The sequence below is a fragment of the Kitasatospora sp. NPDC057512 genome (assembly GCF_042802135.1).
GTDB lineage: Bacteria > Actinomycetota > Actinomycetes > Streptomycetales > Streptomycetaceae > Kitasatospora.
Genome location: NZ_JBHVET010000185.1, coordinates 1 through 12,259, shown reverse-complemented (window position 1 = coordinate 12,259; position 12,259 = coordinate 1). Strand labels below are relative to the sequence as shown.

Here is a 12,259-nt window from a genome sequence, read left to right as displayed (position 1 = left end):
GCCATCGCGGCGATCGCGGCCGGCGGCGGGCCGACCCAGACCAGGCCCGCGTCCAGCACGGCCCGCGCGAAGTCGGCGCTCTCGGACAGGAATCCGTACCCGGGGTGGACGGCGTCGGCCCCGGCGGCGAGCGCGGCCCGGACGATCAGGTCGGCGCGCAGGTAGGTGTCGGCGGGCGCGGCGCCGGGCAGCCGGACGGCGGCGTCGGCCTCGCGCACGTGCGGGGCGCCGGCGTCCGGGTCGGAGTGGACGGCGGTGGTCGCGATGCCGAGCTCCCGGCAGGTCCGGAAGACCCGGCGGGCGATCTCGCCCCGGTTGGCGACCAGCAGGTTGGTGATCATCGTCTGGGGTCCCTCACATCCGGAAGACGCCGTAGCCACGCGCGCCCTCGACCGGCGCGTTGTGGATCGCGGACAGGCAGAGGCCGAGCACCGTACGGGTGTCGCGCGGGTCGATGACGCCGTCGTCGTAGAGCCGGCCGGACAGGAACACCGGCAGGGACTCGGCCTCGATCTGCTGCTCGACCATCGCCCGGATCGCCGCGTCCGCGTCCTCGTCGTACGGCCGGCCCTTCGCCGCGGCCGACTGCCGGGCGACGATCGACAGCACCCCGGCGAGCTGCTGCGGGCCCATCACGGCGGACTTGGCGCTCGGCCAGGAGAAGAGGAAGCGCGGCTCGTACGCCCGGCCGCACATGCCGTAGTGGCCGGCCCCGTAGGAGGCGCCCATCAGCACGGACAGGTGCGGGACGGTGGAGTTGGCCACGGCGTTGATCATCATCGCGCCGTGCTTGATGATGCCGCCCTGCTCGTAGTCCTTGCCGACCATGTAGCCGGTGGTGTTGTGCAGGAACAGCAGCGGGGTGTTCCGCCGGTTCGCCAGCTGGATGAACTGCGTGGCCTTCTGGGACTCCTGGCTGAACAGCACGCCCTGGGCGTTGGCCAGGACGCCGACCGGGTAGCCGTGCAGGCGGGCCCAGCCGGTGGCCAGGCTGGTGCCGTAGAGCGGCTTGAACTCGTCGAAGTCGGAGCCGTCGACGATCCGGGCGATCACCTCGCGCGGGTCGAAGGGCACCTTGAGGTCGCCCGGGACGATGCCCAGCAGTTCCTCCTCGTCGTACACGGGCGGCTCGGCGCTCCGGTCCGGGTCGGGGCCGGGCTTGCGGTGGTCGAGCCGGGCGACGATCCGGCGGGCGATCCGCAGCGCGTCCGCCTCGTCCGCCGCGACGTGGTCGGCCAGCCCGGAGACCCGGGCGTGCATCTCGGCGCCGCCGAGCGACTCGTCGTCGGCCTCCTCGCCGGTGGCCATCCGCACCAGCGGCGGGCCGCCGAGGAAGACCTTCGCGCGCTCCTTGACCAGCACGGTGTGGTCGGACATGCCGGGCACGTAGGCGCCGCCGGCCGTCGAGGTGCCGAACACCACGGCCACGGTGGGGACTCCGGCGGCGGAGAGCCGGGTGAGGTCGCGGAACAGGGCGCCGCCGGGGATGAAGATCTCCTTCTGGCTGGGCAGGTCGGCGCCGCCGGACTCGACCAGGTTGACCAGCGGCAGCCGGTTCTCCAGCGCGATCTCGTTGGCCCGCAGGGCCTTGCGGAGGGTCCAGGGGTTGCTGGCGCCGCCGCGCACCGTCGGGTCGTTGGCGGTGATCACGCACTCGACGCCCTCGACCACCCCGATGCCGGTGACCAGGGCCGCGCCCACCGGGTAATCGCTCCCCCAGGCGGCCAGCGGGGACAGCTCCAGGAACGGGGAGTCCGGGTCGACCAGCAGCTCGATCCGCTCGCGGGCCGGCAGTTTGCCGCGCTCGCGGTGGCGCTCCACGTACCGGGGGCCGCCGCCCGCCAGCGCCTTGGCGTGCTCGGCGTCGAGCTCGGCGAGCTTGGCGACCATCGCGGCGCGGTGCCCGGCGTACTCGGGCCCGGCCGGGTCGACGCGGGTGGGCAGGACGGTCACAGCAGGACCTCCGGGATGTCGAGGTGGCGGGCGCGCAGCCACTCCCCGAGGGCCTTGGCCTGCGGGTCGAAGCGGTGCCGGGCGGCGACGCCCTCGCCGAGCAGGCCGGTGAGGGTGAAGTTGACCGCCCACAGGTTCGGCAGCAGGTGCCGGGTGACGGGCAACTCGGCGGCCTCGGGCAGGAGTTCGCGCAGCTTCTCCACGGTGAGGACGTGCGCCAGCCAGCGCCAGCCGTCCTCGGAGCGGGCCCAGAGGCCGAGGTTGGCGTCCCCGCCCTTGTCCCCGCTGCGGGCGCCGGCCACCAGGCCGAGCGGGGCCCGCCGGGTCGGGCCCCCGGGGAGCGGGGCGGGCAACTCCCGGTCGGGCCAGGCGGGTTGGTCCGAGCGACCGGTGACGGGCGCCGGCGGTACGGCGATCCGGCGGCCGTCCGGCAGGACGGCGGTGTGCTCGACGGCCTTCGGGTCGACGGACACGGCGCTGAACACCCCGTACGGCGTGCCCGGTCCGGGCGGGGCGGTGAGGTGGAAGCCCGGGTACCCGGACAGCCCCGATTCGACGGCGGCCCTGCCGAGTTCGCGTCCGACCCGGGCCGGGTCCGGGTCACGGGCGGTCAGCCGCAGCAGCGCGGAGGCGGTCTCCTCGGTGGCGGCGTCCGGGTGGTCGGTGCGCACGAGGGTCCAGCGCAGTTCGGCGGGGCGGGCGGCGGGCGGCAGGGCGTCGGCGAACTGCCGCTCCGCCAGGGCGGCCTTGGCCTCGATGTCCAGGCCGGTGAGGACGTACACCACCTCGTTGAGGTGGCCGCCGAGCCGGTTGAGACCGGCCTTCAGGGTGGGCGGCGGGGCCTCGCCGCGCACGCCGTCGATCCGGACCCGGTCCGGGCCCTCCTCGGTGAGCCGCACGGTGTCCAGCCGGGCCGTGACGTCCGGGCCGAGGTAGCGCGGTCCGCCGGTCTCGTACAGGAGTTGGGCGGTGACGGTGCCGGTGGTGACGGCGCCGCCGGTGCCCGGGTGCTTGGTGATCACGCTGGAGCCGTCGGCGCGCAGTTCGGCCAGCGGGAAGCCGGGGCGGGTCACGTCGTGCTCGTGGAAGAAGGCGTAGTTGCCGCCGGTCGCCTGGGCGCCGCACTCCAGGACGTGCCCGGCCACCACGGCGCCGGCCAGGGCGTCCAGGTCCTCCGGGGTCCAGCCGAAGCGGGCGATCCCGGGGCCGACGACCAGCGCCGCGTCCGTCACCCGGCCGGTCACCACCACGTCGGCGCCGCCGGTCAGGCAGGCGGCGACACCGAACCCGCCGAGGTAGGCGTTGGCGGCCAACAGTCCCTCGGGCAGGCCGAGTTCGGCCCGGCGCGGGAGCAGGTCGTCACCCTCGACATGGGCGACGGCCGCCTCGACGCCGAGCCGCCGGGCCAGCGCGCGCAGCTCCTCGGCGAGCCGGGCCGGGTTGAGGCCGCCCGCGTTGACCACGATCTTCACGTCGCGCTCGCGGGCCAGGCCGAGGCACTCCTCCATCTGGCGCAGGAAGGTCCGGGCGTAGCCGAGCGACGGGTCCTTCAGCCGGTCCCGGGCGAGGATCAGCATGGTCAGCTCGGCCAGGTAGTCCCCGGTGAGCACGTCCAGTGGCCCGCCGGTGAGCATCTCCCGCACCGCGGCGAAGCGGTCCCCGTAGAACCCCGAGGCGTTGCCGATCCGCAGTACCGCGCCGTCGCGCACCAATGCGCCTCCCCTGCCGGTGAGTTGGGCGCGCCCTCGGTCGGGCGCCACCGCCAGCAGCGTGGCACCGCCCGCAGAAAAAAGCAATCACGCTTGCTTGTTTTCAGCGATCCGGTGTACCCGCCCGCGCCGCGGCGTCCGTACCGCGCCGGGTGCGCCCGCGGCGGCGGCGCGGGCGCCGGGGCGCGTCAGGCCGGCTGGACGGTGATCGTGCAGAGGCGCTTGGTGGCCCTGGTCAGGGCCACGTACAGGTCCCGCTCCCCGCCGGGGCGGGCCGTGGTGATCTCCTCGGGGTCCACCACGAGGACCCCGTCGAACTCCAGGCCGCGCGCCTCGGACGCCGGCACGACGCGCGCGTGGCGGGCGACGCCCCGGGCCGTCAGCTCCCCCACCCTGCTGTCCGCGCAGACCACTCCCAGCAGCTCGCCCGGGTGCGCGGCGCTCTGGGCGCGGAGTTCCCGGAGGACGGCGGCGGCCAACCCGTCCGGGGGCGTGGTCACGGTGCGGGGGCCCTCGCCGCTTCGCAGGGACCGGGTGGGCTTCTGGTCCGGGGCGATCCGCGCGAGCAGGCCCCGGACGCTCTCCAGGATCTCCTGCGTGGTGCGGTAGCTGACGGTCAGGTCGTGCAGCCTGAACCGCGGTCCGACGTGGGGGGCCAGCGCCTCCCTCCAGTCGCGTGCCGTCGCGACCGGGCCCGCCTGGGCGAAGTCGCCCACCAGCGTCATCGCCCTCGCCGGGCAGCGGCGGACGATCATCCGCCACTGCATGGCGGTCAGTTCCTGCGCCTCGTCGACGACGACGTGCCCGTACGTGCGCTCGGGAGGGCCGTCGACCAGGCTCGCCGCCTCGTCCAGCAGCGGCACGTCGGCATCGGTCCACGGGGCGTCCGGACCGCGCAGCAGCAGGGACCGCTCCTGCGCGGTCAGCCGGGGCAGCTGCTCGGCGAGGGCGCCGGCGTCCGTCAGGAGCGCCCGCACGAGGTCGCCGGGTGCCAGCCGCGGCCACAGCGCCTCCACCGCCCGGTCGAGGCCGGCGTCGTCGAGGAGATCGGCCCGGAGGGCGTCCAGGTCCAGCTCGTGGGCCGGGCCCGAGTCGGCCGCGCCTTCGGCTCGGTGCTGGGCCGCTCCCGTGAACCGGTCGAGGTCCAGGCCCGTCATCGCGACGGTGTCGGCGTCGATCCGCTCCAGGACGTCGCCCATGTCCCGTTGCAGCGCGTCGGTGACGGCGTCGACCAGGAGTTCCTTGAACACCTGGCGCGCGGGGTTGTGCCCCGGTACGGCCGCCACGGCGGCGTCGCGTGCCGTGGCGACCTCCTCGCCGGTCAGGTGGACCGGCTCCCGTCCGACCCGCACGGTGAAGTCGCCGGCGGGGGCCTGGTGGACGCGCAGCAGGCCTGCCAGGGCGTCGGCGAGCTCGGCGCCGCCCTTGAGCCGCGCCGTGTCGAACGGGTCCGCCGCGTCCGGCGACACGCCGGCCAGTTCCCGGCAGGTCGCCAGGACGACGTCGTTCTCTCCGAGCGAGGGGAGGACCTGGGAGATGTAGTCGAGGAACCGGGCGTTCGGGCCCACCACCAGGACGCCCTCCTCCGCGGCGCGCGGGAACGCGTACAGGACGTAGGCCGCCCGGTGCAGGGCGACCACCGTCTTGCCGGTGCCGGGCCCGCCCTGCACCACGGTCACCCCGCGGTGGGCGGAGCGGACGACCTCGTCCTGCTCGGCCTGCAGCGTGGCGACGGCCGCCTGCATCCGGCCCGTACGCCGCGCCGACAGCGCCTCGGTCAACGGGCCGTCCCCCACGACGTCCTCCTCGGTCGGGGCGCTCCCGTCCAGCAGTTCGTCGCTCACCGAGACGACCGTGCGCTCCTCCAGGCGCAGGTGCCGGCGCCGCCGCAGGTCCATCGGGTGGACCGGTGTCGCCTCGTAGAACGGCCGCGCCGCGTTCGCACGCCAGTCCACCAGCAGGGGCAGGTCGTCCTCCTCCCGGTGCAGTCCGATCCGCCCGATGCGCAGGGCCGTGCCGTCCGTCCAGTCGATCCGCCCGAAGACCAGGCCCTTTTCGGCGCCCTCCAGTCGGCCGATTTCCCTGGCCAGGCGATCGGCGGCGATTTCCCTCTCGTACACCTCGCCGGCGCTTTCCGCCGGGGCCTTCAGCAGACCCGCCCGGTGCATTCGCGCCTCGGAAAGCCGCTCGGTGAGAAATTCATACAGGGAGGACACGTAATCCCGCTCCGACGCAACCGCGCGCACCACGGGATCATTCGTTTTCGACACCAGGGGGCTCCTTCGATTCGAGCCACACCATACGGTCGAAGCCCCTCGAAGGTAAGTCTTGACTTACCTGGTGAAGCCGTGGCCTTACGACCGATTCCACGACGGCCGACCGTACGGCCTATCGCGCATTCCGTCGTTCCGCATATCGCCGATTTGCCTTCCCGTTGCCCGTATGCCTTATCGGCGGGCCCGCCCCCGGACGCCGGTGATATCGGGCCGCGCCCGGGAAAAGGGGGGAGGTCCGGCGCGGCGACCGGCGCCGAATCCCCCGGGCGCGCCGCGGCCCCGTTGACGGCCGCGCCGTGCCCCTCTACAACGGAGCACAGGCCCCGGACACGGTGGGCCGTGCCCCGGCACGGTCCACCGGGGCACCCCGAGAGATCCCGAGGAGCAACACCATGCCTCCAGATCCAGACGACAGCCGCTGCCCGGTGCTGGACATGACCGCCCGGGACCCGCACCGGCAGAACGCCGAGCTCCGCTCCGCCGGACCCGCCGTGCGGGTCGAACTCCCCGGCGGCATCATCGCCTGGTCCGTGACCCGCAGCTCGGTGATCCGCGCCCTGACCGGCGATCCGCGGATCTCCCGCGACCCGCGCAAGCACTGGCCCGGCCTGGCCTCGGTGCCCGAGGGCTGGCCGATGGGGCCGATCGCGTTCCAGCAGAACTTCTTCAACCTCTACGGCGGCGAACACCGCTCGGCACGCCGCCGGATGGCGCCCTCGTTCGCGCCCCGCCGGGTGTCCGCGCTGCGGCCCGGGATCGAGCGGACCACCGCCGACCTGGTCGGCGCGTTCCGCGGGCTCGGCCCCGGCGAGGCCGTGGACATCCGCCGCGCCCTGTCGCGCCCGCTGGCCATGACGGTGATCTGCGACCTCTTCGGCGTACCCGCCGACATGCGGCACCCCATCGGCACGGCGATGGACATCCTGGTGACGACGACGGCCACGAACGAGCAGATGACGCTCTCGCGGGCGGAGATCAACGTGGTGCTGACCGAACTGCTGGCGCTCAAGCGGCGCGACCCCGGCCCCGACCTCGCCAGCGACGTGGCCGCCGTCGGCACCGGCGAGGGGACGGGCCGCAGCGAGGAGGAGTCCCGCGACATCCTCTTCCTGATGCTCGGCGCCGGGTACGAGACCGCGGTCAACCTCGTCACCAGCGCCGTCCTGGCCCTCCTCGCCCACCCCCGCCACCTGGCCCAGGTCCGCGCGGGCGCCCTCGGCTGGGAGGACGTCGTCGAGGAGACCCTGCGCTACGAGAGCCCGGCGATGCACCTCCCGCTCCGCTACCCGCTGGAGGACGTCGACCTGGGCGAGGGCGTGGTCATCCGGCGGGGCGAGCCGATCCTGCTCGGCTTCGGCGCGGCCGGCCGGGACCCGGAGGTCCACCCGGACCGGCCGGACGACTTCGACCCGACGCGCCCCGACAAGGACCACCTGTCCTTCGGCTACGGCCCGCACTTCTGCCTCGGCGCGCCCCTGGCCCGGCTGGAGGCCGAAGTGGCCCTGGACGGCCTGTTCGGCGCCTACCCCGACAGCGCCCTGGACGCCTCCCGCCCGGCGCCGGCCCGGCTGGAGTCCGCCATCATCAACGGCCCGGCCGAGCTCTGGGTCGTCCCGACGCCCGCCCGGGCCGCCTCCGCGTGACGTCCCGCCCCGGAGGCGGAAGGACGGTGAAGTGACCTGGCCCGACGGCGGGTTGAACCCTCGTCGGCGGGCCAGAGCGCCGGCCCGGCGGCCGCTCCGGCAAGTCCGCGGCGGGCTGCCCCCGAGTTGCCGGTAGTCGTGCCCGTGACCTGCACACCGGCAAGTGTGCGGACCACAGGAGCTATGGGGGACAGGACCATTGACCCGGAGTCAGCGGTTCCGGAAGTATTCGCGACCATGACTACGCGCGTAAACGTTCTGTCGCGGTGGCTGGTCGCCCCGCTGCGGTGGGCGGCCCTGCTGTCGCTGCTGGTGTCGGTCGGCGTGTTCTTCGCCGGCGCCGGCGCGGCCGAGGCGGCGCCCGCCTGCGGGGTGCTCTCCACCGGTGCGGCGCCGCAGGCGACCGCCGCCGTCCGCTCCGCCTGCGGGCTGATCGGCACCCCGTACTCGTGGGGCGGCGGCCACGGCTCGCAGCCCGGCCCGACGTACGGCCTCTGCGACCCCGCCAACGGCGCCCCCAACGACTGCAACGTCCGCGGCCTGGACTGCTCCGGCATGGTCCGCTACGCCTACGACCTGGCGGTCGGCGACGACGTCATCAACGGCACCACGCGGACCCAGTGGCCGACCTCCCGCGCCGTCGCCCGCTACTACCGGGCGGACGGCACCGCACCGCTGCTCCCCGGCGACCTGGTGTACTTCGGCAACACCGCCTCCACCATCCACCACGTCGCGATGTACCTCGGGCAGGGCTGGATAGTCGAGGCCCCCTACTCCGGCGGCTACGTCCAGGTGGCGGCGCTCTCCTCGCACGGCGACTACTACGGCGCCATCCGGCTGTACGGCCCCGGCTCCACCACCCCGCCGCCGACCACGCCCCCGTCGAACAGCGGCCAGTACTGGGTGGACACCCTCGCCAACGCGCCGGTGTACGGCTCCCCGACCTCCACCACCAGCACCGGGACGCTGTACCAGGGCACGAACTACGTCTACTGCAAGGCCTGGGGCCGCGAGGTCTCCAACGGCAGCGCCTTCAACCACTGGTGGCTGAAGACCGACCCGGACTCCGGCCCCGGCGGCCAGTGGGTGTCCGCGTTCTACCTCTCCCGCTGGGGCAACGACACGGCCAAGGACAACAACGGCACGACCATCCCCACCTGCCCCGGCGGCGGCACCCCGCCCGCCACCGGCAAGTACTGGGTGGACACCTTCGCCGGCGCGAGCGTCTACTCCTCGCCGACCTCCACCAACGCCACCGGGACGCTGAACCAGGGGACGAACTACGTCTACTGCAAGGCCTGGGGGCGCGAGGTCTCCAACGGCGGCAGCGTCAACCACTGGTGGCTGAAGACCGACGCCGACGGCGGCCCCGCGGGGCAGTGGGTCTCCGCGTTCTACCTCTCCCGCTGGGGCAACGACACCGCCAAGGACAACAACGGCACGACCATCCCCGACTGCTAGGAACCATGCTCCGACCCGCGCCGGCCGTCTCCCCCGAGGCGGCCGGCCCGGTCGTTCCGCCACGGGGAACGCCACGGGGAACGCCCCGGGGAGCGGCCCCGGGGAGCGGCCCCGGGGAGGGACGGGAAGCGATCAGGATTCGAGAAGCGCGCGGCCGGGGTGCGCGCCTAGCGTTGCGGTCATGAGCGACATCACCATTCACTGGACCTTCCTCCCGCACACCGACCCCGAGGCCTCCCTCGCCTTCTACCGCGACCTGCTCGGCTTCGAGGTGCGCAGCGACGTCGGCGGCGGCCCGATGCGCTGGATCACCGTCGGCCCGGCCGGGCAGCCGGACGTCTCCCTGGTGCTGGAGCCGGCCTCCGCCGACCCGGGCCGCACCGAGGAGGAGCAGCGGACCATCACCGAGATGATGGCCAAGGGCACCTACGCCCGGGTCGTCCTGGGCACCCGCGACCTGGACGGCGTCTTCGACCGGCTGAAGTCCGGCGGCGCCGAGCTGGTCCAGGAGCCGACCAGGCAGCCGTACGGCGTCCGCGACTGCGCGTTCCGCGACCCGGCGGGCAACATGGTCCGCTTCAACGAGCTCGGCTGAGCCCGAGGGCGCCGGGGCCCGCTCCGCCCGCCGTCGGCCGTACCCGAAAGCCGTTCGATCCCGGCCGGATCGATGGTTGGATCGAAGGGTTCGAGCACACCGACGGCGGCCGCGGGGCGGGCCCGCCGGGGCCTCCCCCCGGAGAGACCCCCGAGAGACCGCCGAGAGACCGCCGAGAGCCAGGGAGCGAAGAGAACGATGCCCAAGCGGACGGACGCGCAGCCGCACGTCGCCGACAGCCACGACCTGATCCGCGTGCACGGCGCGCGCGAGAACAACCTCAAGGACGTCAGCATCGACATCCCCAAGCGCCGGCTGACGGTGTTCACCGGGGTGTCCGGCTCGGGCAAGAGCTCGCTGGTCTTCGACACCGTCGCCGCCGAGTCCCAGCGGCTGATCAACGAGACCTACAGCGCCTTCGTCCAGGGCTTCATGCCCACCCTGGCCCGCCCCGAGGTGGACGTCCTCGAAGGCCTGACCACCGCGATCATCGTCGACCAGCAGCGGATGGGCGCCGACCCGCGCTCCACCGTCGGCACCGCCACCGACGCCAACGCGATGCTGCGCATCCTGTTCAGCCGCCTCGGCACCCCGCACATCGGCTCCCCCAAGGCCTTCTCCTTCAACGTCCCGTCGATCAGCGGCGCCGGCGCCGTCACCGTCGAACGCGGCGGCAAGACGGTCAAGGAGCGGCGCAGCTTCAGCATCACCGGCGGCATGTGCCCGCGCTGCGAGGGCCGCGGCAGCGTCTCGGACATCGACCTCGGTCAGCTGTACGACGACAGCAAGTCGATCTCCGAGGGCGCGTTCACCATCCCCGGCTGGAAGACCGACAGCTGGTGGACGGTCGGCGTCTACGCCAACTCGGGCTTCCTCGACCCGGACAAGCCGATCCGGAAGTTCACCAGGAAGGAGATGCAGGACTTCCTGTACCGGGAGCCGACCAAGGTCAAGGTCAACGGCGTCAACCTCACCTACGAGGGCCTGATCCCCAAGATCCAGAAGTCGATGCTCTCCAAGGACAAGGACGCGCTGCAGCCGCACATCCGGGCCTTCGTGGAGCGGGCCGTGACCTTCACCGCCTGCCCCGACTGCGAGGGCACCCGGCTCAGCGCGGCGGCCCGCTCCTCGAAGATCGCCGGGATCAGCATCGCCGACGCCTGCGCGATGCAGATCAGCGACCTCGCCGCCTGGGTCCGCGAGCTCGACGAGCCCTCGGTGGCGCCGCTGCTCGGCACGCTCCGGCAGGCCCTCGACTCCTTCGTGGAGATCGGCCTCGGCTACCTCTCGCTGGACCGCCCCTCCGGCACGCTGTCCGGCGGCGAGGCGCAGCGGGTCAAGATGATCCGCCACCTCGGCTCCGCGCTCACCGACACCACGTACGTCTTCGACGAGCCCACCACCGGCCTGCACCCGCACGACATCGACCGGATGAACCGGCTGCTGCTGCGCCTGCGGGACAAGGGCAACACGGTGCTGGTGGTGGAGCACAAGCCGCAGACCATCGCGATCGCCGACCACGTGGTCGACCTCGGCCCGGGGGCCGGTACGGCCGGCGGCACGGTCTGCTACGAGGGCGACGTGGCGGGGCTGCGCGCCAGCGGCACGGTGACCGGACGCCACCTGTCCGACCGGACGGCGCTGCGCGAGGCCGTACGGAAGCCCAGCGGAGCGCTGGAGATCCGCGGCGCGAGCACCCACAACCTGCGGGACGTGGACGTGGACGTCCCGCTCGGGGTGCTCACGGTGGTCACCGGGGTGGCGGGCTCCGGCAAGAGCTCGCTGATCCACGGTTCACTGTGCCGACGGTCGGGGGCTACTGAGGAAGGCGTGATCTCGGTCGACCAGGGGGCGATCAAGGGCTCCCGGCGCAGCAACCCGGCCACCTACACCGGGCTGCTCGAACCCGTCCGCAAGGCCTTCGCCAAGGCCAACGGCGTGAAGCCGGCCCTGTTCAGCGCCAACTCCGAGGGCGCCTGCCCGACCTGCAACGGCGCCGGGGTGGTCTACACCGACCTGGCGATGATGGCCGGGGTGGCCACCACCTGCGAGGACTGCGAGGGCAAGCGCTACCAGCCGGCGGTGCTGGAGTACCACCTGGGCGGGCGGGACATCGCCGAGGTGCTGGCGATGTCGGTGACCGAGGCGGAGGAGTTCTTCGGTTCGGGCGAGGCGAAGCTCCCGGCCGCGCACCGGATCCTGGAGCGACTGGCCGACGTCGGGCTCGGCTACCTGAGCCTCGGCCAGCCGCTCACCACGCTCTCCGGCGGCGAGCGCCAGCGGCTCAAGCTGGCCACCCACATGGCGGACAAGGGCGGCGTCTACGTGCTGGACGAGCCGACCACCGGCCTGCACCTGGCCGACGTCGAGCAGTTGCTGGGGCTGCTGGACCGGCTGGTCGAGTCCGGCAAGTCGGTCATCGTGATCGAGCACCACCCGGCGGTGATGGCGCACGCCGACTGGATCATCGACCTCGGCCCGGGCGCCGGCCACGACGGCGGACGGGTGGTCTTCGAGGGCACCCCGGCCGAGCTGGTCGCCGCCCGGTCCACGCTGACCGGCGAGGCGCTGGCCCGGTACCTGGGCTGAGCCGTACCCGGCCCGGCCGGAGCCGCCGAGGAG

Annotated in this window: 8 protein-coding genes; 4 read left to right on the top strand and 4 right to left on the bottom strand. The window is 73.6% G+C overall.

The features are described from left to right. From ACFU6K_RS15015 to ACFU6K_RS15000, 4 genes are all read right to left on the bottom strand, one after another. Window positions 1–341: biotin carboxylase N-terminal domain-containing protein (locus tag ACFU6K_RS15015; protein ID WP_380663232.1), on the bottom strand; the 341-nt coding region annotated here is incomplete at its 3' end. A 13-nt stretch (window positions 342–354) separates the two neighbouring features. Next, complete coding sequence (locus ACFU6K_RS15010; RefSeq protein ID WP_380663230.1) at window positions 355–1,953, bottom strand: acyl-CoA carboxylase subunit beta; 1,599 nt, start codon at window positions 1,951–1,953, stop codon at window positions 355–357. Continuing rightward, the gene (locus tag ACFU6K_RS15005) at window positions 1,950–3,587 is read right to left on the bottom strand and encodes an acyclic terpene utilization AtuA family protein (RefSeq protein WP_380663235.1); all 1,638 of its coding nucleotides are present in this window, start codon (window positions 3,585–3,587) and stop codon (window positions 1,950–1,952) included. The genes ACFU6K_RS15010 and ACFU6K_RS15005 overlap by 4 nt, the downstream gene beginning before the upstream one ends. Window positions 3,588–3,850: 263 nt before the next feature. Next, window positions 3,851–5,878 (bottom strand): HelD family protein, encoded by a 2,028-nt coding sequence (locus ACFU6K_RS15000; protein WP_380663233.1) that lies wholly within the window; start codon window positions 5,876–5,878, stop codon window positions 3,851–3,853. 452 nt (window positions 5,879–6,330) lie between these two features. Between ACFU6K_RS15000 and ACFU6K_RS14995 the strand changes: the two genes are divergently transcribed. The 4 genes from ACFU6K_RS14995 (at window position 6,331) to ACFU6K_RS14980 (ending at window position 12,226) form a co-directional block, all read left to right on the top strand. After that, window positions 6,331–7,581, top strand: coding sequence for a cytochrome P450 (locus ACFU6K_RS14995; RefSeq protein WP_380663229.1), 1,251 nt, complete (start codon window positions 6,331–6,333; stop codon window positions 7,579–7,581). A gap of 237 nt (window positions 7,582–7,818) precedes the next feature. Beyond that, complete coding sequence (locus ACFU6K_RS14990; RefSeq protein ID WP_380663227.1) at window positions 7,819–9,042, top strand: C40 family peptidase; 1,224 nt, start codon at window positions 7,819–7,821, stop codon at window positions 9,040–9,042. Window positions 9,043–9,223: 181 nt separating this feature from the next. Beyond that, complete coding sequence (locus ACFU6K_RS14985) at window positions 9,224–9,637, top strand: VOC family protein (RefSeq protein ID WP_380663226.1); 414 nt, start codon at window positions 9,224–9,226, stop codon at window positions 9,635–9,637. Between the two features lie 198 nt (window positions 9,638–9,835). Beyond that, window positions 9,836–12,226, top strand: a complete 2,391-nt coding sequence (locus tag ACFU6K_RS14980) for an ATP-binding cassette domain-containing protein (RefSeq protein WP_380663224.1) — start codon at window positions 9,836–9,838, stop codon at window positions 12,224–12,226. The last annotated feature ends 33 nt before the right edge of the window (window positions 12,227–12,259 follow it).